Raw genomic sequence first — 21,764 nt, 5'->3', positions numbered from 1 at the left:
CTCCGGTGTTTCTTCTCCGCTGCGCACTCGGCGTCGCGGCCGCCGCCGCGATCGCACTCTCTGACGCGAAACTCCCGGACGACCCCCAGCAAGCGAGTGGGGACGAATTCGTTCCCGATCCGCAGACCGCGCGGGCGACCGCCTTCGGCTTCCACGCCGCGCTCGCCGATCTCTACTGGCTCCGCGCCGTACAGATCGTCGGCAGCGAGCACGGAGCTTCGGGCCGGAACGGCACGCTCGGCGCGCTGATCGACGTCGTGACGACCCTCGATCCCTACGTCGACCACGCCTATCGCTTCGCCGCGGTGTGGCTGATCGACGACGATGACGCCGTGCGCAAGGGCAACGAGCTGCTCGAGCGCGCGATCATGATTCATCCGGACGACTGGCGGCACTACTTCTATCTCGGCTTCAACCACTTCTACTACCTCGACGACCAGGCCGCTGCGGCCGCCGCGCTGAAGCGAGCGGTCGCGCTCGAAGATGCGCCGCCGTACCTCGGGCGCCTCGCGGCGCGCCTCGAGTCGCAGGGCGCCGGGCTGGACGCCGCGGCGGCGTTCGTGCAGGAGCTGCTCGAGAACGCGACGGAAGAGCGCGAGCGCTTGCACTACACCGCGGCGCTCCAAGAGATCGAGACCGAGCGTCGCGCGAGGTTCCTCGACGCGGCTCGCGCGGAGTACGTGCGGATCTTCAAGCGCGACATCTCGCGGGTGGACGATCTCGTCTCCGGGCGAGTGCTTCGCAATCTGCCCGCGGATCCCTATGAGAGCGGCTGGGAGATCAGCGAAGAAACCGGTGAAATCGTTTCGGCGGGCATCCGATACCGCTACCGGCTCAGGGGAACGCTCGCGCGCGAGCGCGAGTCGGCGAAGTGAGGGGCAGAGGGGATGGAGCGGGAGACGGTCGTCCGGGTTTCCGGACTCGTTAAGGACTTCCGGCCGGGCCTCGGCTTGCGCAAGAAGCGCGTGCTGCACGGCATCGATCTCGAGGTGAAGCGCGGCGAGCTGTTCGGCTTCATCGGACCGAACGGCGCCGGCAAGACCACGACGCTGAAGATCCTGATGGGTCTGATTCGCGCGACGGCGGGCGAGGCGAGCATTCTCGGCCACGACGTGCGCGAGACCGCCTTCCGCGAGCACATCGGCTTCGCACCCGAGGCGCCGTACTTCTACGACTTCCTGACCGGCGCCGAGATTCTCGACTTCTACGCGAAGCTGTGCGCGGTGCCGGCGCAGCGCCGCCGCGAGCGCGTGCGCGAAGTGCTCGCGCAGGTCGGCCTCGCGCATGCCGCCGACGCGCGGCTGCGCACGTACTCGAAGGGCATGCTCCAGCGCATCGGCATCGCGCAGGCGATCGTGCACGATCCGAGCGTCGTGTTCCTCGACGAGCCGATGAGCGGGCTCGATCCCGTCGGCCGCAAGGAGATCCGCGACCTCGTCGCGCAGCTCTCCGCCGGCGGCAAGACGATCTTCATGAACACGCACATCCTCTCGGACGTGGAGTCGCTGTGCGATCGCGTCGCGATCATCGTGCAGGGCCGCATCGCTTATCAGGGCGTCCTCGACGGCGCGCTGCCGAGCGGCGAGCGCGAGGTCGAGGCGACTTTCTCCGCGCTCTCGCCCGAGCTCGCGGAGGAGGCGGAGTCGCGCTTCGAGGCGAAGCTCTCGGGCCGCGGCGAGCGCGTCACGCTGCGCGTCGCGCACAAGCACGTGAGCGAGCTCGTGCAGGTCGCGCTCGCGCGCGGTGCGATCCTCGAAGAGCTGGAGCCCGTGCGCGCGGATCTCGAGTCGCTGTTCCTCGACGCCGTGGCCGGCAAGATCCCGGGAGGCGCGAAATGAGGTGGCTGAGCGCGACGCTCGCGATCGCGGGCAACACCTGGCGCGACGCGATTCGCAGCAAGGTGCTCTACGTGCTGCTCTTTTTCGCGCTGCTGCTGATCGGCACCAGCGCGGCGCTCTCGACGCTCTCGTACGTCGAGCGCGATCGCATCCTGCAAGACGTGAGCTTCGCCGCGATCCGCTTCTTCGGCGCCGCGATCGCGATCTTCGTCGGCGTCGGCCTGGTGCACCGCGAGGTCGACCGCCGCACGATCTTCACGATCCTCTCGAAGCCGGTGGATCGCAGCGCCTTCATCGCGGGCAAGTACCTCGGCCTGGTCGCCACGCTCTGGATGCTGCTCGCGGTGATGATCGTGTGGTTCGTCGGCATGTCGCTCGCGTCGAGCGCGCCGCTCGACTCCGGCCACGCGACTGCGCTCGGTCTGATCGCGATCGAGTTCGCCGTGGTGGTGGCCTTCGCGACGATGTTCTCGTCGTTCGCCACGCCGTTCCTCGCGGGTTGTTACTCGCTCGGCATCTATCTGATCGGCCACATGACGCGCGACCTCTACGCGATCGGGAGAGCGTCGAGCTCGGAGGCGACACAAACCTTCTCGCTGTGGGTGAAGCGCCTGCTGCCCGACCTCGAGGCGTTCAACCGCACGATCGAGGCGGCGCACCAGCTGCCGATTCCTCCCACCGAGACGGCGTGGGCCGCGGTGATGGGCCTCGCTTGGGTGTTCGGCTTCCTGCTCGTCGCGGTGATGACGTTCGAGCGGCGCGACTTCCGATAGCTTCGCGCGCGAGATGCCTCCGAGCTCCACCGCGACGCTTCTGCCGGCGGGCTTCGCGCTCGTCGGCCTGCTCGGCCTGCTGGTCGGCTCGTTCCTGAACGTGGTGATCCATCGCGTGCCGCGCGGCGAATCCGTCGTGCGCCCGCGCTCGCGCTGCCCCTCGTGCAAGCACGAGATCACGGCGCTCGACAACGTGCCGGTGTTGTCGTGGCTCGCGCTGCGCGGGCGCTGCCGAAAGTGCAGCGCCGCAATCTCGCCCCGCTATCCGCTCGTCGAGCTCGCGACGGGCGCGCTGTTCGTGCTGATCGCGTGGCGCTACGGCGCGACGTGGTTGACGCCACTCTGGTGGATGTTCGGCTCCGGCCTCGTCGTCGCGGCGGGCATCGACTTCGACGAGCGCTGGATCCCCGACTCGATCTCGCTCGGCGGCCTCGCGCTCGGCCTCGGTGCCGTTCCGCTCGCACACTGGCAGCTCGGCGCGGCGTACACGGACGCGCTCGTGCATTCCGGCTTGGGCGCCGCGCTCGGCGGCGGCTTCCTCTGGCTCGTCGGATTCGCGCATGCGCGCGTATCCGTCGCCCTCGGGCGGAAGTTCGAGCACTGGCCCGGCGATGGCGAAGTGCTGCCGAAGCCCGCATCGCTCGACTACTGGACCTGGTTCCCGGGCCTCGGCTTCGGCGACGTGAAGTTGATGGCAGCCGTCGGCGCGTTCCTCGGGCCGATCGGCGTGCTCTACAGCATCGTTCTCGCCGCGCTGATCGGCCTCGCGTTCGGGCTCGCGCCGCTGTTGTTCCGGCGCGAAGCCGCGCCGTTCGGGTTCGCGCCCGCGATCTCGCTCGCCGCGATCGCGGCGGGCCTGCTCTCGACCTCTCACTGACGCGCAGTCGGGCTCTCAACTCCGCGCCGCAACGCACCGAAGCGGTGCTTCATGGAGAGAGGCCGGCGGCTCGAGACCGCTCACGCGCGCGCCCGCTGGCGCCGCGCGATTCGCGTCGCGGCGCTCATCGCGCTGGCGGGCTGCAATCAGATCGAAGTCGCGCGGCCGCGCGACGGCGCGCCGAACGTTCTGCTCATCACGATCGACACGCTGCGCGCGGATCACGTCGGCCCGCGCGGCGAACGCACGAGCCTCACTCCCGCGCTCGATCAGCTCGCCGCTTCGGGAACCTCCTTCACGAATGCGATCGCGACCGTTCCCACGACGCTGCCCTCGCACACCTCGATCCTGACAGGGGTGTATCCGCCGGCGCACGGCGTGCGGCACAACGGCGTCCACAAGCTCGCACCCGACGCCGAAACGGTTGCCCAGCGCTTTCAGGCGGTTGGCTACGCCACCGGCGCGTTCGTGGCCGCCGCCGTGCTCGACGGCATGTTCGGTCTCGATCGCGGCTTTGACGTCTACGACGACCACATGTCTCGGCGAAGCGCCGTTTCGGGCGGGACGTACGAGTTGCCGGGGAACGAAGTCTCGGACAAAGCGATTGCGTGGCTGGCGCAGATCGACCGGCCGTTCTTCGCTTGGGTGCACTACTACGACCCGCACTTCACGTACTCGCCGCCGGAGCCGTTCGCGTCGCGGCACGCGGGAGACCCGTACTCGGGCGAGATCGCATTCGTAGATGCGCAGGTCGGAAGGCTGCTCGATGCGCTGCGAGGGTCGAAGCGTTTCGAGAACACGGTCGTTCTCATCACGTCTGACCATGGCGAGAGTCTGGGCGAGCACGGTGAGGGAACGCACTCGTATCTCGTGTACGAAGGCGTCACGCACGTGCCGTTCATTCTCGCGGGCCCCGGCGTGCCGGCGGGCGTACGCGTCGACGAAGTCGTCTCCAACGCGGGGGCGGCGCAAACGCTGCTCGCGCGCGCGGGCCTCGCGCCGCTGCCGCGCGCGCAGGTGGGCGACCTCCTGCAGTTGGCGCGCAGCGAGAGCGGCGGGGCGGGCTGGGCGTACTCCGAGGCGCTCGCGGGTCAGCTCGATCACGGCTGGGCGCCGCTGCACGCGATTCGGACGGCGCGCTTCCGCTTCATCGAAGCGCCGCGCCCCGAGCTCTACGCGCTCGACGTCGACCCGCGCGAGCAGCGAAACCTGCTGCCGACGCAGGACCCAGCGCAGCTCGAGCGAGTCGCCGAGGCGCGAAGGCAGATCTCCGACCTGATGAGCGAGGCCAAGGCGAGCGTCGCAGCCCCGCTCGACGCCGAGACGCGCGCGCAAATCGAGGCGCTCGGCTACGTCGTTCCGCGTGCGGCCGAAGCGTCCGAGAGCGCGAACGCTCCGGACCCGAAGGATGTGGTGCAGTACGCGGAGCTCGAGCTCGCTTCGACCGGACTCCTCTCCCTCGGACGCCTCGAAGAAGCCGAACAGGTGGCGAGGCTCGGGCTCGCGAAGCTGCCGAACAGCATCGTGCTCGCGCAGAACCTCTGGCGCATCCACGCGCTGCGCGGGCGCAGCGCCGAGGCGCTCGCCGTCGCCGAGGCGGCGGCACAGCGCGCTCCGAGCAACCCGAGCGCGCAGGCTTTGCTCGGTGAAGCGAGGCGTGTGAACGGAGATCTCCGGGGCGCGGTCGCGGCCTTCGAGCGCGCGCGCGCGCTCGACCCTGCGCTGCCCGAGGCCCACTTCGCGTTGTTTGTGAAGCGCGCGATCGGAGCGCCCATCGAGGAGCTCGAAGCGCTCGCGCGTGCTGGCCTCGACGCGGGAGGCCGGAGCACACGCGCGTACGAGGCGTGCGGACGCGCCTGGGAGTCCGTTCGCGAGTACGAGCGCGCGCTCGACTGTTTTCAGAGCGGTCTCGAAGACGGCCAGGGCGACGAGAGCCGGCTGCACATGCTCCTCGCGATCCACGCGGCTCGACTCGGCGACGACGAGCTGCTCGCGGCGCACGCGGCGCAAGCGGGCCCCGCCGCACGCGATCTCGATCTGGCGCGCGAGCTGGGCATCGCCTTCGCCGCCCGCGGACAAAGCGAACGCGCCGAGGCGATCTTCCGGTTTCTCGCAGTTCGCGATCTCTCTGGCGGCGCACAGCGGATGCTCGAGAAGCTCGAGCGCGAACGCCGGCAGCGAAGTCGAGGCTGAGCGCGCGGTCGCGAGAGCGACATCGCGGCGCCCGCGCAGTTACCGTCGCGCCTTCGCGCCGAGCGCGGAGGGGACATGGCCGAGACGAACGCTGAGCAACGCGCCTACTGGAACGAGCAGGCGGGCCCCATCTGGGTCGCGATGCAGGAGCGCATGGATGTGCAGATCGGCGCGCACGGCGAGCGCGCGCTGCGCGTGCTCGCGGCGCAGCCGGGCGAGCGTGTGCTCGATGTCGGCTGCGGCTGCGGCGACACCGCGCTCGCGATCGCGCGCGCGGTCGGCGCGAGCGGGCGCGTGCTCGGCGTCGACATCTCCGCCCCGATGCTCGCGCGGGCCCGCGAGCGCGCGGCGGCTGCGGGCCTGACCAGTACCACGTTCGAGCTCGCCGACGCGCAGACGCACGCGCTTGCGGCGGGCGCCTTCGACGCGCTCTTCTCGCGCTTCGGCGTGATGTTCTTCGAGGCGCCTGGCGCGGCCTTCACGAACCTCGCGCGCGCGCTGCGGCCCGGCGGGCGCGTCGTGTTCGCGTGCTGGCAGCCCGTGGCGCATAACCTCTGGGTCGCGGCGCCGATGAGCGCGCTGGCTGGCGTGCTCACGCTGCCGCCGCCTCCTCCGCCCGGCGCGCCCGGTCCCTTCGCGTTCGGCGACCCCGAGCGCGTGCGCGGGATCCTCGGCGAAGCGGGCCTTCGCGAGATCGAGCTCCGCAGCGAGTCGCTGCCGATGGCCTTCGGCGGAGTCGACGAGGCTGCGGCATTCCTCACGGACCTCGGCCCCGCGAGCCGCGCCATCCGCGAAGCCGGCGGCGGCGACGAGCTGCGCGCGAAGTGCACCGAGGCGATCAAAGCCGCCATCGCGCCTCACGCGCGAGGGGGCAAGGTGGAGCTGGGCAGCGCGATCTGGGTCGTGAGCGCGAGAAAGCCAGCCTAAAGCCCCTCGCGCGGTCGTTCCGAAGGCTTATTCTGCGCCGCCTGTTCCCCGATCGTCTAACGGTAGGACCGCAGATTCTGACTCTGCTAGTCGAGGTTCGAATCCTCGTCGGGGATCCAGTTCTTCGTGGGCTTCGCTCGGCTCTGTTTGGGTGAATCGTGGCATCACGAGTTGACCGCCTCGCTGCGCGCCGACTGAGCGAGCTGTCGCTCGCTCGGTCGGCTTGCTGGGGATCGGGGTTGGTCCGCTCACCTTCGTTTCGAGCAGGTAGCTAGGTAGAACCGCCATGAAGCTCGCCATCGATTCGCTGACCGAGACGCCCGTCGCGTTTCAGTTCACGGCCACGCCGCAGTGGTTTCGGGAGCGGTTTGCGGGGGGTGCGGCGCCGCGGGAGGGGCTGAGCGAGGCGCTCGCGATCGAGGGGCGGGCGTATCGGGCGGCGGCGGACGTGCTGGTCGAGGGGAGCGTGCGCGGCGAGGTCGAGCTCGGATGCAGCCGATGCCTCCGCCGCTATCGTGCGCCGGTCCGCGAGCCCTTCCGCCTCGTGCTGGAGCCCGCCGGAGCCAGAGTTCCTGCAGATCCCGAGGGCGCCGAAGCTCTCTCCAGCGATGGCGTGTACCTGGGCGACGAGGCGGAGACGGGTTGGTTCCGCGGGCAGGAAATCAGGCTCGATCGCTTCATCGGAGAGGTCATCTCGCTCGCGTTGCCCATGCAGCCGCTTTGCCGGGAGGAGTGCAAAGGGCTGTGCCCGCGCTGTGGCGTGGACCGCAACGCCGAGTCGTGCAACTGTGCCGAGTCCCGCCCCGAATCCCCGTTTGCCGTGCTGAGCAAGCTCAAAAGGCCAGGCCCGGCGCCTCAGTCCTAAGTCTCGATCGGAGAGAGCAATGTCCGCGGTCCCGAAGAAGAAAGTCTCGAAGTCGCGCAAGAACATGCGCCGCAGCCACCACCACCTCGCGAACCCGGCTAGCGCCGCGTGCCCGAAGTGCGGCGAGCCGCGCGCGCCGCACCGCGTGTGCCGCTTCTGCGGCACGTACGACGGGCGGCAGGTGCTGAAGGTCGACGACGAGGAGTAGGGCGTTGCTCGCGCTCCTCTTCCCCGGGCAGGGCTCGCAGGCGGTCGGGATGGGCCGCGACGTGTTCGACGCGTCGCCCGCCGCCCGCGCCGTGTTCGAGGCGGCGGATCGCGCGCTCGGCTTCTCGATCTCGAAGCTGTGCTTCGAGGGACCCGAGGACGAGCTGCGCCGCACCGAGATCCAGCAGCCCGCGATCGTCACGACCAGCATCGCATTGCTGCGCGCCGTCGAGGAGAAGCTTCCCCTCGCGCCGCGTTTCGTCGCCGGCCACAGCCTCGGCGAGTACTCGGCGCTCGTCGCCGCGGGTGCGCTGTCGCTCGAAGACGCCGTCGTGCTCGTGAACAAGCGCGGGCGCTTCATGCAGGAGGCGGTGCCGGCCGGGAAGGGCGCGATGGCGGCGCTGATGGGCCTCGAGCCGGCGAGCGTCGACGAGGCGTGCCGGACCGCAGCGGCGGAGACGGGCCTCGTGGTCTCGCCCGCGAACTACAACTCCTCGCAGCAGATCGTGATCGCGGGCGACGCGAGCGCCGTCGAGCGGGCCATCGCCGTCGCGAAAGAGCGCGGTGCGAAGCGCGCGGTGCCGCTGCCGGTGAGCGCACCCTTCCACTGCGCGCTGATGCGGCCCGCGGCCGAGCGGCTCGCGGGTGAGCTCGCGCGCGTGAAGTTCGCGGACCCGCGTGTCCCGGTGATCACGAACGTCGAGGCCGCGCCGAATGCCAGCGGCTCGCGCATCCCCGCGCTGCTCGAGCAGCAGGTCACTGCGCCGGTGCGCTTCATCGAGTCGGTCAAGCAGCTCGCGGCGCTCGGCGTGACGCGCGTGATCGAGATTGGGCCGGGTTCGGTGCTCACGGGCCTCGTCGCACGCATCGAGCGCGGGATCGAGCGGGCGAACGTTTCGTCCCTGGAAGAAGTGAACGCGGTGGTGGCGAGCGGCGCTGCGGCGTAGGTTGCCGCCACCGGGGACGACGAGAGGGGGTCGAACATGGATGCGGGTCTCGCCAAGCGAGTCGAGGCGATCATCGTCGAGCAGCTCGGCGTCACGCCAGAAGAGGTCGTGCCCGAGGCGAACTTCATCGACGACCTCGGCGCCGACTCGCTCGACATCGTCGAGCTCGTGATGGCGATGGAAGAAGAGTTCGACATCGAGATTCCCGACGAGCACGCGGAGCGCCTGCAGACGATTGGCTCCGCGGTCGAGTACCTCAAGGAACGCCTCGCTTCGTAGGCGTCTTCCGATCGAGCCGGAGCACCACGTGTCAGCGGCGCAAGAAATCGTGGTCACCGGCGTCGGCTGTGTTTCGCCGCTCGGCACGAGCGCGGCGGAGACCTGGGACGCGATCGTCGCAGGGAAGGGCGGCATCGCGGCGCTGCCCGAAGAGTTCGACGCGCGGCTCGAGGTGCGCATCGCCGGGCTCGTGACCGGCGAGCTGAACCCCGGCGAGGTGGAGCGCAAAGAGCTGCGCCGCATGGACCGCGCGATCCTGCTCGCGCTGTGCGCCGCGCGCGAGGCGCTCGCGGACGCGCAGCTGTCAGGGCGTGTGGGCAGCGCGGTGGATCGCGACCGCATCGGCGTCGCGATCGGCTCCGGCATCGGCGGCATCCACACGCTCACGCAGCAGGACCGCATCTACGTCGAGAAGGGGCCGACGCGCATCTCGCCCTTCTTCATCCCGATGACTCTCGCGAACATGCCAGCCGGCGTGGTCGCGATTCACCACGGCTTGCGCGGCCCGAACTTGTGTCACGTGACCGCCTGCGCGAGCGGCGCCCACGCGATCGGCGAGTCGCTTCGCTTGTTACGCGCGGGCGAGGCCGACGCGATGGTCGTCGGCGCCACCGAGGCCGCCGTCGTCGATCTCGTGATCGCGGGCTTCACGAACATGCAGGCGCTCTCGAAGCGCAACGCGGAGCCCGCGCGCGCGAGCCGGCCGTTCGACGCGGAGCGCGACGGCTTCGTGCTCGGCGAAGGCGCTGCGGTGCTGGTGATCGAGCGCGCCGAGCACGCGCGCGCCCGCGGCGCGCCGGTGCGCGCGAGGCTGCTCGGCTACGGCGCCTCCGCCGACGCCGCACACATGGCCGCGCCCGATCCCGAGAGCGGCGGCGCGCTGCGCTGCATGAAAGCTGCGCTCGCGAACGCCGGCCTCGCGCCCACGGACGTGGACTACGTGAACGCGCACGCCACCAGCACGCCCGCGGGCGACGTGGTGGAGGCGAAGGCGCTGCGGGACGTGTTCGGCGCGCACACGGACCGCCTCGCGGTGTCCTCGACGAAGGGCGCGACGGGCCACCTGCTCGGCGCCGCCGGCGCGCTCGAAGCGCTGCTGACGGTGCGTTCGCTCGAGACGGGTATGTTGCCGCCGACGCTGAATCTCGATCGGCCCGACCCGGAATGCATGCTCGACCACGTCGCGAACAAGGCCCGCGCTGCGCGGGTGCGCGTCGCGCTGAGCAACAGCTTCGGGTTCGGCGGCGTGAACGCGGCGTTGGTTTTCGGCAGCAAGGATTCCTAATGACAGAGGCCCGCAAGTCGCAGCGCAGCTGCGACGCGCAGCGAGCCGAAGGCGAGCGAAGTCAACACAGCCTGAAGCAGCAAGCCGCGTCGGCTGCGACGCGGCGCGCAGTGAGCCGCAGGCGAACGGAGATCGCAAAGATGGCCGATGTGATCGCGATGGGCGGCGACCACCGTGGGTTCGCGCTGAAGAAGGCGCTGCGCGAGAAGCTCGAAGCGGCGGGCTACGCGGTGGTCGACTACGGCCCGAACAGCGCCGACTCGGTGAGCTACCCCGAGTTCGCGGCGCCCGCGGCGCGCGCAGTCTCCACGGGCGCGGCCTCGCGCGGCATCGTGATCTGCGGCAGCGGCCTCGGCGTGATGTACACCGCGAACCGCTTTCCGCGCGTCCGCGCCGCGCTCGTGCACGACGCCGACACCGCCGCCGTCGCGCGCCAGCACAACGACGCGAACATGCTCGCGCTCGCCGGCGACAAGACCGATCCCGCGACGGCGTGGGCGATCGTCGAGCGCTGGCTCGCGACGCCGTTCGAGGGCGGGCGTCACGCCGGCCGCGTCGCGGCGATCGACACGCTCACGAAGTCGCACGACGGCGCGCTCGAAGCGGCGGACCCGATCGTCGCCGACATCCTGCGGCGCGAAGCGCGCCGGCAGGCGGAGGGCCTCGAGCTGATCGCGTCGGAGAACTTCGTCTCCGAGGCCGTGCTCGAAGCGGTCGGTTCCGTCGGCACCAACAAGTACGCCGAGGGCTATCCGGGCCGGCGCTTCTACGGCGGCTGCGAAGTGCTCGACGAAGTCGAGGAGCTCGCGGTCGCGCGCGCCAAGACGCTGTTCGGCTGCGAGCACGCGAACGTCCAGCCGCACTCGGGCTCGCAGGCGAACGAGAGCATCTACCGCGCCGTGCTGAAGCCGGGCGACACCATCCTCGCGATGAATCTCGATCACGGCGGGCACCTGACGCACGGCAGCCCGGTGAACTTCTCGGGGCAGCTCTACAAGATCGTCCCTTACGGCGTGCGCGAGAGCGACGAGCGCATCGACTACGACCAGCTGCGCGACCTCGCGCGCGCGCATCACCCGAAGCTGATCCAGTGCGGCGCGACGGCGTACTCGCGCGTGATCGACTTCGCACGCTTCCGCGAGATCGCCGACGAAGTCGGCGCGCTCTTGTTCGCCGACATCGCGCACATTGCCGGCTTGGTCGCGACGGGCCATCACCCAAGCCCCGTCGGCAAAGCGCAGCTGATCGGCACCACCACGCACAAGACGCTGCGCGGCCCGCGCGGCGGCATGATCCTGTGCGACGCCGCGTTCGCGAAGGCCGTCGACAGCGCGGTGTTCCCGGGCGGGCAGGGCGGCCCGCTCATGCACGTGATCGCGGCGAAGGCGGTCGCGTTCCGCGAGGCGCTCGCGCCGAGCTTCGGCGATTACTGCGCGCAGATCGTCGCGAATGCGCGCGTGCTGGCCGACGGGCTGGCGCAGCGAGGCTTCAAGATCGTCTCGGGCGGCACGGACAATCACCTGTTCCTGCTCTCGCTGCTCGGCCGCGAGCTGAGCGGAAGGAAGGCACAGGAGGCGCTCGAGCTCGCGGGCATCACCGCGAATCGAAACATGGTGCCGTTCGACACGCGCACGCCCTTCGTCACCTCCGGCCTGCGCTTCGGCACGCCGGCGATGACGACGCGCGGCCTCCGCGAGGGCGAGATGCGAGAGATCGCGGGGCTCGTCGCCCGTGTGCTGGATGCGCCGGCGGACGAGGCGGTACGCACTGCCGTGCGCGCCGACGTGCTCGCCCTCTGTGCGCGCTTCCCGCTCTACCCGACGCGCTGGCGTCGCGAGCAGTAGTCAGGGAGGTCGCGCCTCGTGCAGTGCCCGTACTGCAACGACCCGTCGAATCGCGTGATCGACTCGCGCCTCACGCGCGAGGGTCAGGAGATTCGGCGCCGGCGCGAGTGCGACGAGTGCGGGCGGCGCTTCACCACGCGCGAGCGCGTCGAAGAGCTGGTGCCGAAGATCATCAAGCGCGACGAACGCCGCGAAGAGTTCAGCCGCGCGAAGCTCGAGCACTCGATCCAGAAGGCCGTGGTGAAGCGGCCGATCTCCGAAGACGCGATCCAAAACATGATCGACCGCATCGAGACCAGGCTCGCCGAGACGGGCGACTCCGAGGTGCCGACGCGCCGTGTCGGCGAGCTCGCACTCGAGGAGCTGAGCGCCGTCGACGCAATCGCAGCCTCGCGTTTCGCCTCGGTCTTTCACGACTGGAAGAGCCCCGCCGACTACGAAGCCTTCTTCGCGACGTTGGCTGCGCGCGACGAAGACGAATCCCGCTAGGCGAGCCATGCGCCCCGAAGAAGCCATGCAGCTCGCACTCGCACGAGCGCGCCGCGCGTCGGGGCGCACGTTCCCGAATCCCGCGGTGGGCGCCGTCGTGCTGCGAGGCGCGAAGGTGTTGGGTGCGGGCGAGACGCAGCCGCCGGGCTCGGCGCACGCCGAGGTGCGCGCGATCCGGCAGGCGCTGCGCCGCCACGGTGAGCGCGCGCTGCGCGGGGCCACGCTCGCCGTGACGCTCGAGCCGTGCGGGCATCACGGCCGCACGCCGCCGTGCACCGACGCGATTCGCGCTGCCGGAATCGCGCGCGTGTGGATCGGCGCGCGCGATCCGCATCCGCTCGTGTCGGGCCGCGGCATTCGCGCGCTGCGCCGCGCGGGCATCGAGGTCGTGACGGACGTGCTCGCCGCCGAGTGCGTCTACCAGCACCGCGGCTTCTTCTCCGTGCAGGAGCGCGGCCGACCGTGGGTGGCGCTGAAGCTGGCGGCGACCCTCGACGGGCGCATCGCGACGGCGCGCGGCGAGTCACGCTGGATCACGGGCGAGCCCGCGCGCGCACTTGCGCACCAGCTGCGCGACGTGGCCGACGCGGTGATGGTGGGCGCCGGCACTGCGCTCGCGGACGACCCCGCGCTCACCGTGCGCACGCCTGCGGGCGAGCTCGTGCGAGCGCCGGTGCGCGTCGTCGTCGACAGCGCGCTCGCCACGCCGCCGCGGCTTGCGCTCTATCGCGACGCCTACGCAGACCGCACGTGGCTGCTCACCGCACACGGCCACCCCGCGCGCGCGCTCGCGGCGCGCACGGCGCGCGGCGCCCGCACGCTCGAAGCGCCGAAGCGCGGCAAGCACCTCGACCTCGAGCGCGCGCTCGCCCAGCTCGCAGGCGCAGGTCTCACGCAGATCTTGGTCGAGGGCGGCGGCGGGCTCGCGGCGGCGCTGCTGCGCGCGCGGCTCGTCGACGAGCTGCACTGGTTCGTCGCGCCGAGTGTGATCGGCGGCGACGGCAGGCCTGCGGTCGCCGCACTCGGGCTCACAAAGCTCGCGGATCGTGCTCAGTTCGAGCTGCGAAGCATGCGACGCCTCGGTTCGGATCTGTACGTTCACGCCACCTTCCGACCGTGAGCGTCTCACCCACGTGCGCACCTACCCGAGCGATCGCGATGCAGCCGGCCTCCGCTTCGCGGTGGTCGTCGGCCGCTTCAACCACCCGATCTCGTCCGCGCTGCTCGAAGGCTGCCGTGAGGAGCTGACTTCGCGGGGCGCGAGCGGCGACGACGTGCACGTCGCCTGGGTCCCGGGCGCGTTCGAGATTCCGCTCGCGGCGCGCAAGCTCGCCGAGAGCGGGCGCTACGACGCGATCGTCACGCTCGGTGCCGTGATTCGCGGCGGCACCCCGCACTTCGAGTACGTGTGCCAAGGCGTCACCGACGGCGTCGGCGCCGTCATGCGCGACACCGGCGTGCCCGTCGCGTTCGGCGTGCTCACCACGGACGATGTCGACTCCGCGCTCGCTCGCGCGGGCGGCAGCGAGGGGAACAAGGGCGTCGAGGCGGCGCTCGCGGCAGTGGAGATGGCGCGCCTCGTGCGCGCGCTCGCGAAGCCGCCCGAGGTCGAGTCGTGAGCGCGAAGCAGAGCGCGCCGCGGCATCGCTCGCGTGAGGCGGCGCTGCAGGCGCTCTACGCCGCCGACATGTCCGGCGAGGCGGATCTCTCCCGCGCGCAGGCTTCGCTCGAGGCGCTCGCCGAGCACTTCGAGCTGCCCGCCGGTGCGCGGGCGTTCGCGAAGGAGCTCGTGCTCGGCGTCGCGTCGAATCGCGACGACATCGACGCGCGCATCACCGCGGTCGCGCATCGCTGGCGGCTCGAGCGCATGGCCGCGGTCGATCGCAACGTGCTGCGCCTCGCGGCCTACGAGATCGTGTACGCGGACACGCCGCGCGAAGTCGCGATCGACGAGGCCGTCGAGCTGGCGCGCCGCTTCGGCGACGACGCTTCGCCGCGCTTCGTGAACGGCGTGCTCGACGCGCTCGCGCGGGCGGCGGAGTCGCCGCGATGAGCGTGGTGCTGCCGGTCGGTCTCGATGCGCGCACGTTCCAGCGCGTCCCGTGCGACCTGATCGCCGCGCCGCTGTTCGCGACGGGCCTGCCGATGCGCGGGCCCGCCGCGTGGCTCGACTGGCGACTGTGTGGACTCGCGGCGCGGGCCGCCGCGAGCGCGCCCGCCGCCGCTCGCGGCAGCGGCGTGCTCCTGTTGCCCGCGCGCGGCCGGCTGCGCGCGAGCTGGGTGTTGTTAGGCGGCGCGGGCGATCCCGCCGCGTTCGGCGAGGCCGGCGCGCGCGCCTGGGCGCAGGACGCGACGCAGCGCGCCGCAGAGCTGCGCGTCGGCGCGCTCGCGCTGGCAATCGCCCCGGATCGCATCTCGCGCCTGGCGCTCGATCGCACGATCGCCGCGACGCTCGCAGGCGTCGCCGCGGCCCTCGCCGCGCGGCCCGCGCCGCTGCGGCTCACGCTCGTCGTCTCGCAGCCCGAGCTCACCCGCGCAGAGGCGGCGCTCGCAGCAGCGCCGCGGCATTACCCCGGCGGCGTCGCCTTGCGCATCGACCGCGCCGACCCGGAAGAGCCTCCGCAGCCGATCGCCGGTGCGGCGGCGCCGGGGCTACGCCCCGCGCTGAGCGCGACGCAGGTCTGACGACGCCGCGCGCGGCCTCCGCGAGGGAGAAACGGGCGCCCCGCGCAACGCTGAGACTCGGGGGATCGCAAGCCCGATCACCCATTTAGTTCGCACAGCTACGCGCCGATGGACCGCCTATGAGTCTCGTCGGAAGCCTGGAGGACCTGGGCCTCGGCGACATCCTCCAGATCGTGCACCTCTCCGGGAAGTCCGGAGTGCTCGCGCTGCGCGGCGATGTCGGCGAAGGCCAGATCGTCTTCGAACGCGGCCTCGTGCGCGTCGCGACGACGCGCGATCTCCCTCAGGATCTGCGCGAGCTGCTCGCCCGGCGCAAGGCGATCGAGGTCGACGCGCTCGCCGACGCGGCGCGCGAGGCGCGCAAGCGCTCGCTGCCGCTGTCGTCGGTGCTCTTCGAGCGCGCGCTGATCGAGACCGATCCGCTCGAAGAGCTGCGCGCGCAGGCCGTGGCCGACGCGGTCATGGCGATGTTCCGCTGGCGCGCCGGCGAGTTCAGCTTCGAGGTGCGCGAGGGCGCCGCAGGCGCCGACGACCTCGCGCTCGCGCGCGGGTTGAACCCGCAGTTCCTCGCCCTCGAGAGCGCTCGCGAGAGCGACGAGAACGTTGAAGACGAAGACGACTCCACGGCCACCGTCGCGGCCCCGCCGCTCGGGCCCGAAGACGATCCGTTCGCGGATCCGCCTCCGCCCGTCGCCGCGGTGCGAGAGCCCGCGGCTGCGGCAGTCGAGGAGGCGCTGTCCGCGGAGATTGCGGAAGCGGAGCCCGTCGTGCCGGCCGAGATCGAGCCGGAGCCGACGTTCGAGCCCGAACCGGCGCCGCGCGTGGAAGCCGCGCCGCAGCGTGCCAGCGCGCCTGCGCCGAGCCTCGACGAGTCGCTGCGCGAGAGCGAGCCGCAGCCCGTCGCCGACTCCGCGCCGCCCGCGCAGCCGCCGCCGGTGATCGCGATCGATGCGTCGCTCGCCGTGCTCGAGTGGGTCAAGTCTGCGCTCGCGGGCTACGCGCGCATTCACGCCTTCCAGCACACCGAGCTCGGCATCCAGCGCATCCGGCAATACTTGTTACGGCGCGAGCTGCCGCTCGTGCTGATCGGCGCGAACGCGCCGCCCGATCCGATCTCCGGCGCGCGCGACGTGTACGACGTGGCGGCACGCCTGCGACGGCAAGCGCCTCGGCTCCCGATCGTGGTGCTGACGCCCGCCGGCGCGCGCCCGCCGGCGCGCCGCCGCACCGGCGCGGCGCCGTCTGCATTCGTCGAACGCCCCAAGGACGGCGCGCTCTCCGACTCCCGGCGCGGCGCCGAGCGGCTCGAGCTCGCCGCTGCCTTGCGCTCGGCCCTCGAAGCTCTGCCCGACGCGAGCTCGCTCGCCGCGACTCAGCCTGCGCCCTCGCGCGCGGCGCTGCCGCAGGGCGACCTCGCACGCCTGCGCGAAGCCAGCTCGCGCCTGCGCGAGCGCGCCCACCAAGGCGAGGTGCTGACGAACGTTCTCAGCTTCGCGGCGCAAAGCTTCTCGCGCGTCGCGCTGTTCATGGTTCGCGACGAGACGCTCGCCGGCATCGCCCAGCTCGGCCTCGCGAAGGTGGGCGGCCCCGACGACGCCGCGCTGCGCGAGGTGCAGCTGCCGCTGCGCGAGTCCGCATGGGTGCGGCGCGTCCTCGACACGCTCGCCCCGGTGCGCGGCCGCCCCACGGACGAAGGCGATCAGCGCCTGTGCGTGATGCTCGGCAACGACATCCCGCGCGAGGCGTTCCTCGCGCCGATCGAGAGCGCCAACCGCGTGGTCGCGATCCTCTACGCCGACAACCTGCCCGGCGGGCTCCTGCTGCCCGAGACCGGGGCCCTCGAAGTCGTACTCCACGAAGCCGGGCTCGCGCTCGATCGCAGCCTGCTCGAGCGCGCACTGAGCGAGACGACCGGCGCGGCCACCCGCTGATCCGGGCGGCAGCCGCCCTCGCGGGCCACGCTTTGTCCGCCGGGCGTCGCTAGCCCGATTTCGGCCTGCCTCGCGAACCCGCGTCGCGCCCGCGCCTAGCGCGCAGAAGTCGGCGGACTCCCTCAAGAATTGCCTTCCCGAGGCCGAAGTCTCGCGAGTGCGCGCAGTGCGCGCGCTGGGAGGGGAGCGGTGCGACGCGTACTCGTGGTGGAAGACTCGCAGACCATGCGCGAGTGGATCGGCGCAGCGCTCGAAGAGGGCGACCAGGCGCTGAAAGTTGATCTCGCGACGAGCGGCTTCGAGGCGCTGCGTCTCCTACCCCGGCAGACCTACGACCTCGTCATCACCGACATCAACATGCCCGACATCCACGGGCTCGAGCTGATCTCGTTCATCCGCCGCGACCCGCGCCACGCCGGCGTCCCGCTCGTGATCGTGTCGACGGAGAGCGGCGAGGAAGACCGCCGCCGCGGGCTCGCGCTCGGCGCGAACGCGTACCTCGTGAAACCGTTCGCCGCGCAGGAGCTGCTGCGCGTCGTCGAGGACCTGCTGCCCGGAGCGAGAGGCTGAGATGGCGGCGCGCCGTAACAAGTCGACGCCCGCGGCGCGAGCCGAGCGCGAGTTTCTCTCGGAGGCCGAGGAGATTCTCGAGCGCATGCGCGACGACCTCGCGCTCTGCCTCGAGTCGGCGACGGCTGACGAGGAAATCGCGCCCGACGTGCTCAACCGCCTGTTTCGTTCGGCGCACTCGCTGAAGGGCCTCTCGGGGCTGTTCGGCCTCGGAGCGCTCGCCGAGCTCACGCACCGCACCGAAGACTTGCTCGACGCCTGGCGCCTCGGCCGCGCGCGCGTGACGGCCGACGGGCTCGCGTTGTTCGAGGAGGCCGTGGCGCTGTTCGGCCGCGCGCTCGAGCAGCTCGCCGCGGGCGCGCTCGCGCCCGGCTTCGCGGACGCAGTGGCGCAGCTGCTCGCGCGCATCGACGCGTGGCGCTCGGGCGCCCCTGCGCCGCAAGCGGCGACGGGCGATGCGCTCGATGCGCCGCCGGCGCTGCTGCGCGCGCTCACGGAGTACGAAGAGCACCGCCTGCGGGAGAACCTCCAGCGCGGCCGCGCGATCTACGTGATCACGGCCGTGCTCGAGCTCGCGAGCTTCGAGGAGCGGCTCTCCGAGATCGGCACCGCGCTGCGCGAGGTCGGCGAGCTGCTCTCGACGCTGCCTTCCCCGGGCGACGGCAATCCCGGCGAGATTCGCTTCGCGCTGCTCGCCGCGACCGACCTCGACGCGGCGACGCTCGCGCGCCGCCTCGATCTCGAGCCGAGCGCGATTCACACCGCGCGCGCAGGCACCCGCTCGGCCGCGCCTGCGAGCCCACGCCGCGCCGCGGCACAGCCGGTGGCGAAGCCGAGCGCGAGCCCGGCGGCGGCGCCCGCCGTCGGCGAGCCGGACATCGCGCTCGCCGACCGCCCCGGCTCGCCGCGCGAAGCGACGGACGCGGACGCCGCGACGCTGCGCTCGATCAGCGACACGGTGCGCGTCGACATTCGCAAGCTCGACGAGCTGATGAACCTCGTGGGCGAGCTCGCGCAGGAGCGCGGCGCGCTCGCGGCCTTCGCGCGCAAGCTCGCGGCGGACACCCACGCGGCGAAGCTCGGCGCCGAGCTCGACAAGATCCACAAGGCGCTCGATCGCAAGCTGCAAGACCTGCAGGCCAGCGTGATCGAAGTGCGCATGGTTCCGCTGCGGCAGGTCTTCGACAAACTCTCTCGCGTCGCGCGGCGCCTCAAGCTCGATCTCGGCAAGAACGCGCAGCTCGAGATCAAGGGCGCCGACACCGAGCTCGACAAGCTGATCGTCGAGCAGCTCGTCGATCCGCTGATGCACATCGTCCGCAACGCGTTCGACCACGCGCTCGAGAGCGCGCAGGAGCGCGTTGCCGCCGGGAAGCCCGAGCACGGTCACGTCCGCATCGAGGCCACGCAGCGCGGCAACGACGTCGTGATCAGCGTCGCGGACGACGGGCGCGGCATCGACACCGCCCGCGTGCGTGCGCGCGCGATCGAGCGCGGCCTCATCTCCGCCGACGCGCAGCTCACGCAGCGCGACTTGCTCGACCTAGTGTTCGCGCCGGGTCTCTCGACGCGCAGCGAAGTCACCGAGACCAGCGGCCGCGGCGTGGGCATGGACGTGGTGCGCGCGAACGTGTCGGCGCTCGGCGGCATCGCCTCGATCGACTCGACGCTCGGCAAGGGCACGGTCGTCACGCTGACGCTGCCGATCACCCTCGCGATCATCCAAGCGCTGGTCGTGGGCGTCGGCGGCGAGCGCTACGCGATCCCGCTCAACAGCGTGCGCGAGGTGCTGATCCCCGAGCCGGACGCGCTGCAGCGCAGCGGCTCGCGTGAGCTGCTCGCGCTGCGCGGTGAAGCGCTGCCGGTGCTGCGCCTGCGCGAGGAGTTCTCCGTCACGAGCGGCGCCGCGAGTGCGGACAAACCCTTCGCGGTGATCCTCGGCCTCGGCGATGCGCGCCTCGCGCTGCTCGTCGATCGGCTCGAAGGCCAGCGGGATTCCGTGATCAAGCCGATCCAGGGCCCGGTGCGCAGCGTGCGCGGCGTGGCCGGAGCCACCGAGCTCGGCGATCAGGCCGCCGTGCTCGTGCTCGACGTCGCCGCCCTCGTGAGCAGCGCGGTCGGCGCCGGCCTGCGCTCCGAGGCCGCGTGATGACCGCCGCCGATCGCGCTTGGGACGTGCTCGCGCGCGCCGCCGCTGCGCGCGGTGCACAGGTGCAGACGCGCGCGCTAGCTGATCCACCTGATCCGGCAGGAGCCCGACCTCGCGACGATGCCGATCGTGGTGATCACCACCGAAGGCGCCTCGGAGGATCGCGACCGCGCGCTCGCGCTCGGCGCGAACGAGTACTTGGCGAAGCCGATCCAGGCGAATCGCGTGTTGCAGGTCGCGCGCGCACTTCTGAAGCTTTCCGAGTAGCTCGCGCCGGCGTGGTGCCCGGCGATGCAGCGGGCGGCGCTGCGCGCCGGCGGCGGCGAGGAGCGCGTCGCGACGGCGAGGGGGCTCTGCTAACCCGCGCGGCGTGAAGCGGCGCACTCTTCTCACGACCCTCGCGCTCGCGAGCGCCGCGCTCGGCTGCGGCTACACGCCCGTGCGTTACGCGGACGCGCTCGGCGACGCGAAGACCGTCGCGCTCGTGGCGCTGCGCAACGACAGCTTCGAGCCCGGCCTCGACACGCTCGTCTCGGACGCGCTCGCGCGCGAGTTCCTGCGCCGCGGCGCGCTGCGAATGGTGGAAGAGCCTGCCCGTGCAGACCTCGTGATCTCGGGCGCCGTGCAGAGGCTCGGCGTCGCGCGCAAGAGCTTCTCCTCCGTGGCGCTGGCGCTCGAGTACGAGCTCGAGCTCACGCTCGCCGTGAAGATCACGCGCCGCGACGGCACCGTCGTGCCGCTCGACGCGAGCTCGCAGATCGAGACGGAGCGCTACGTCGCGAGCGCCGACGTCGAGGTGGAGCGCACGCACCGCGAAGAAGCGCTGCGCCGCCTCGCAGGGCTGCTCGCGGGTCGCATCCACGACGCGCTGTTCGAGCGCATCGCGCCGTGACGCCGGCGGAGCTCGCGCGCGAGCTCGCGGGCGGACGCGTTCGCCCCGCCTACCTGCTCGCCGGCGCAGAGGCGCTGCTGCGCGACGACGCGCTCGCCGCGATCCGGCGCGCCGCGCTCGGCGAGGACGGCGGCGACTTCGACGTCGACAAGCTCGCGGGCGACAAGACCACGCCGGGGCAGCTGCAAGATGCCGTGCGCTCGCTGCCGATGCTCGCGAAGCAGCGGCTCGTCGTGCTGCGCGAGCCCGAGGCGCGCAAGGGCGGCAAGGGCGAGGCGCTGGCGGAGGCGCTCGCCGGAGTCGTTACGGACGCCGCGGCGAGCGACACGTGCGTGCTGGTCGTCGTCGCCGAGCAGATCGACCGGCGCTCGAAGTGGGTGAAGGCGTTCGCGGAGCCCGCCGCGTTCGTCGCGTGCGATCCGCCGAAGAACGCGCGCGAGGCGCAAGGCTTCCTACGCGAGGAGGCGAAGGCGCAGGGCGTTTCGCTCGACGCCGGCGCGGCCGAGCTGCTCGCCGAGTCCGTCGGGCCGAATCTGCTCGCGCTGCGCCAAGAGCTCGCGAAGGCCGCGCTCTATGCGGGCCCGGGCGCGAAGATCACTCGCGCCCACGTGCAGGAGACGATCTCAGCGGTCGCCGAGGAGCCGATCTGGGATCTCACCGACGCGATCGGCGAAGGCCGCAGCGCCGACGCGCTCGGCCTGCTCGGCCGCATGCTGGCGGCAGGAGCGCCCGCGCCCGTGTTGTTAGGCGCGCTCGCCTCCCACTTCCGCCGCCTCGCGCGCACCCGCGCGGGCGAAGCACCCGCCGGCCCGCCCTTCGTCGTGCAGAAGCTCGAGCGCCAGGCCCGCCGCTACACCCCCACGCGACTCGTCTCCTGCCTGCGCGCCATCCACGAAGTCGACGAAGTCCTGAAGGGCGCCGGCGCCATCCCCCAGGGCCTCGCGCTCGAACGCCTCGTCCTAGGACTCTCGGCCTAACAACCGCGGAGCTAGGAGAACAGCGGATCTAGGAGC

23 protein-coding genes and 1 tRNA gene are annotated in these 21,764 nt (G+C 71.8%); all 24 read left to right on the top strand.

Going from position 1 to position 21,764, the window contains the following annotated elements:
- Positions 1-5: 5 nt before the first annotated feature.
- The 24 genes from FJ091_12990 to holA all read left to right on the top strand — a co-directional run bounded on the left by FJ091_12990 (position 6) and on the right by holA (position 21,728).
- Complete coding sequence (locus FJ091_12990) at positions 6-875, top strand: hypothetical protein (protein MBM4384265.1); 870 nt, start codon at positions 6-8, stop codon at positions 873-875.
- A 12-nt stretch (positions 876-887) separates the two neighbouring features.
- The gene (locus FJ091_12985) at positions 888-1,838 is read left to right on the top strand and encodes an ABC transporter ATP-binding protein (GenBank protein MBM4384264.1); all 951 of its coding nucleotides are present in this window, start codon (positions 888-890) and stop codon (positions 1,836-1,838) included.
- Positions 1,835-2,611, top strand: coding sequence for an ABC transporter permease (locus FJ091_12980; GenBank protein ID MBM4384263.1), 777 nt, complete (start codon positions 1,835-1,837; stop codon positions 2,609-2,611). The genes FJ091_12985 and FJ091_12980 overlap by 4 nt, the downstream gene beginning before the upstream one ends.
- Positions 2,612-2,624: 13 nt before the next feature.
- Positions 2,625-3,488, top strand: a complete 864-nt coding sequence (locus tag FJ091_12975) for a prepilin peptidase (GenBank protein MBM4384262.1) — start codon at positions 2,625-2,627, stop codon at positions 3,486-3,488.
- A gap of 51 nt (positions 3,489-3,539) precedes the next feature.
- The gene (locus FJ091_12970; GenBank protein MBM4384261.1) at positions 3,540-5,681 is read left to right on the top strand and encodes a sulfatase-like hydrolase/transferase; all 2,142 of its coding nucleotides are present in this window, start codon (positions 3,540-3,542) and stop codon (positions 5,679-5,681) included.
- A 75-nt stretch (positions 5,682-5,756) separates the two neighbouring features.
- Complete coding sequence (locus tag FJ091_12965) at positions 5,757-6,608, top strand: methyltransferase domain-containing protein (GenBank protein ID MBM4384260.1); 852 nt, start codon at positions 5,757-5,759, stop codon at positions 6,606-6,608.
- Positions 6,609-6,653: 45 nt separating this feature from the next.
- Positions 6,654-6,727, top strand: a tRNA-Gln gene (locus FJ091_12960).
- Positions 6,728-6,894: 167 nt separating this feature from the next.
- Positions 6,895-7,473: a DUF177 domain-containing protein gene (locus tag FJ091_12955; GenBank protein MBM4384259.1), complete on the top strand. Its 579-nt coding sequence runs from the start codon at positions 6,895-6,897 to the stop codon at positions 7,471-7,473.
- A 19-nt stretch (positions 7,474-7,492) separates the two neighbouring features.
- Complete coding sequence (rpmF, locus tag FJ091_12950) at positions 7,493-7,681, top strand: 50S ribosomal protein L32 (protein MBM4384258.1); 189 nt, start codon at positions 7,493-7,495, stop codon at positions 7,679-7,681.
- 49 nt (positions 7,682-7,730) lie between these two features.
- Complete coding sequence (gene fabD, locus FJ091_12945) at positions 7,731-8,627, top strand: ACP S-malonyltransferase (GenBank protein ID MBM4384257.1); 897 nt, start codon at positions 7,731-7,733, stop codon at positions 8,625-8,627.
- A 36-nt stretch (positions 8,628-8,663) separates the two neighbouring features.
- The gene (locus FJ091_12940) at positions 8,664-8,906 is read left to right on the top strand and encodes an acyl carrier protein (protein ID MBM4384256.1); all 243 of its coding nucleotides are present in this window, start codon (positions 8,664-8,666) and stop codon (positions 8,904-8,906) included.
- Between the two features lie 28 nt (positions 8,907-8,934).
- Positions 8,935-10,191, top strand: coding sequence for a beta-ketoacyl-ACP synthase II (gene fabF / locus FJ091_12935; protein MBM4384255.1), 1,257 nt, complete (start codon positions 8,935-8,937; stop codon positions 10,189-10,191).
- 140 nt (positions 10,192-10,331) lie between these two features.
- Complete coding sequence (locus FJ091_12930; protein ID MBM4384254.1) at positions 10,332-12,035, top strand: serine hydroxymethyltransferase; 1,704 nt, start codon at positions 10,332-10,334, stop codon at positions 12,033-12,035.
- Positions 12,036-12,053: 18 nt separating this feature from the next.
- Positions 12,054-12,524: a transcriptional repressor NrdR gene (gene nrdR / locus FJ091_12925; GenBank protein MBM4384253.1), complete on the top strand. Its 471-nt coding sequence runs from the start codon at positions 12,054-12,056 to the stop codon at positions 12,522-12,524.
- A 7-nt stretch (positions 12,525-12,531) separates the two neighbouring features.
- Complete coding sequence (gene ribD / locus FJ091_12920) at positions 12,532-13,644, top strand: bifunctional diaminohydroxyphosphoribosylaminopyrimidine deaminase/5-amino-6-(5-phosphoribosylamino)uracil reductase RibD (GenBank protein ID MBM4384252.1); 1,113 nt, start codon at positions 12,532-12,534, stop codon at positions 13,642-13,644.
- A gap of 13 nt (positions 13,645-13,657) precedes the next feature.
- Positions 13,658-14,143, top strand: coding sequence for a 6,7-dimethyl-8-ribityllumazine synthase (locus tag FJ091_12915; protein ID MBM4384251.1), 486 nt, complete (start codon positions 13,658-13,660; stop codon positions 14,141-14,143).
- Positions 14,140-14,577, top strand: a complete 438-nt coding sequence (nusB, locus tag FJ091_12910) for a transcription antitermination factor NusB (GenBank protein MBM4384250.1) — start codon at positions 14,140-14,142, stop codon at positions 14,575-14,577. The genes FJ091_12915 and nusB overlap by 4 nt, the downstream gene beginning before the upstream one ends.
- On the top strand, positions 14,574-15,209 hold the full coding sequence (locus FJ091_12905) for a hypothetical protein (protein MBM4384249.1): 636 nt from the start codon (positions 14,574-14,576) through the stop codon (positions 15,207-15,209). The genes nusB and FJ091_12905 overlap by 4 nt, the downstream gene beginning before the upstream one ends.
- Positions 15,210-15,328: 119 nt before the next feature.
- Entirely contained in the window at positions 15,329-17,140 is a 1,812-nt protein-coding gene (locus FJ091_12900) for a DUF4388 domain-containing protein (GenBank protein MBM4384248.1), read from the top strand.
- Between the two features lie 189 nt (positions 17,141-17,329).
- Positions 17,330-17,710 carry a response regulator gene (locus FJ091_12895; GenBank protein MBM4384247.1) on the top strand — a complete coding sequence of 127 codons (381 nt, stop codon included), beginning with the start codon at positions 17,330-17,332 and terminating at the stop codon, positions 17,708-17,710.
- Position 17,711: 1 nt separating this feature from the next.
- Positions 17,712-19,859, top strand: a complete 2,148-nt coding sequence (locus FJ091_12890; GenBank protein ID MBM4384246.1) for a chemotaxis protein CheA — start codon at positions 17,712-17,714, stop codon at positions 19,857-19,859.
- Positions 19,860-19,979: 120 nt separating this feature from the next.
- On the top strand, positions 19,980-20,126 hold the full coding sequence (locus FJ091_12885; protein MBM4384245.1) for a hypothetical protein: 147 nt from the start codon (positions 19,980-19,982) through the stop codon (positions 20,124-20,126).
- 103 nt (positions 20,127-20,229) lie between these two features.
- Positions 20,230-20,751 carry a hypothetical protein gene (locus tag FJ091_12880; GenBank protein MBM4384244.1) on the top strand — a complete coding sequence of 174 codons (522 nt, stop codon included), beginning with the start codon at positions 20,230-20,232 and terminating at the stop codon, positions 20,749-20,751.
- Positions 20,748-21,728 carry a DNA polymerase III subunit delta gene (gene holA, locus FJ091_12875; GenBank protein MBM4384243.1) on the top strand — a complete coding sequence of 327 codons (981 nt, stop codon included), beginning with the start codon at positions 20,748-20,750 and terminating at the stop codon, positions 21,726-21,728. Before FJ091_12880 ends, holA begins: the two co-directional genes overlap by 4 nt.
- Positions 21,729-21,764: the final 36 nt, after the last annotated feature.

The sequence above is a fragment of the Deltaproteobacteria bacterium genome, from assembly GCA_016875395.1.
Lineage (GTDB): Bacteria > Myxococcota_A > UBA9160 > UBA9160 > UBA6930 > VGRF01.
This window is presented reverse-complemented; position numbering and strand designations above follow the sequence as displayed.

Coding starts and splice junctions, on each gene's coding strand:
- FJ091_12965 (MBM4384260.1), top strand. CDS start 5,757: ATGGCCGAGACGAACGCTGAGCAACGCGCCTACTGGAACGAGCAGGCG.
- FJ091_12975 (MBM4384262.1), top strand. CDS start 2,625: ATGCCTCCGAGCTCCACCGCGACGCTTCTGCCGGCGGGCTTCGCGCTC.
- FJ091_12985 (MBM4384264.1), top strand. CDS start 888: ATGGAGCGGGAGACGGTCGTCCGGGTTTCCGGACTCGTTAAGGACTTC.
- FJ091_12955 (MBM4384259.1), top strand. CDS start 6,895: ATGAAGCTCGCCATCGATTCGCTGACCGAGACGCCCGTCGCGTTTCAG.
- ribD (MBM4384252.1), top strand. CDS start 12,532: ATGCGCCCCGAAGAAGCCATGCAGCTCGCACTCGCACGAGCGCGCCGC.
- FJ091_12980 (MBM4384263.1), top strand. CDS start 1,835: ATGAGGTGGCTGAGCGCGACGCTCGCGATCGCGGGCAACACCTGGCGC.
- FJ091_12905 (MBM4384249.1), top strand. CDS start 14,574: ATGAGCGTGGTGCTGCCGGTCGGTCTCGATGCGCGCACGTTCCAGCGC.
- FJ091_12930 (MBM4384254.1), top strand. CDS start 10,332: ATGGCCGATGTGATCGCGATGGGCGGCGACCACCGTGGGTTCGCGCTG.
- rpmF (MBM4384258.1), top strand. CDS start 7,493: ATGTCCGCGGTCCCGAAGAAGAAAGTCTCGAAGTCGCGCAAGAACATG.
- FJ091_12890 (MBM4384246.1), top strand. CDS start 17,712: ATGGCGGCGCGCCGTAACAAGTCGACGCCCGCGGCGCGAGCCGAGCGC.
- FJ091_12900 (MBM4384248.1), top strand. CDS start 15,329: ATGAGTCTCGTCGGAAGCCTGGAGGACCTGGGCCTCGGCGACATCCTC.
- FJ091_12970 (MBM4384261.1), top strand. CDS start 3,540: ATGGAGAGAGGCCGGCGGCTCGAGACCGCTCACGCGCGCGCCCGCTGG.
- fabD (MBM4384257.1), top strand. CDS start 7,731: ATGGGCCGCGACGTGTTCGACGCGTCGCCCGCCGCCCGCGCCGTGTTC.
- FJ091_12940 (MBM4384256.1), top strand. CDS start 8,664: ATGGATGCGGGTCTCGCCAAGCGAGTCGAGGCGATCATCGTCGAGCAG.
- FJ091_12885 (MBM4384245.1), top strand. CDS start 19,980: ATGCCGATCGTGGTGATCACCACCGAAGGCGCCTCGGAGGATCGCGAC.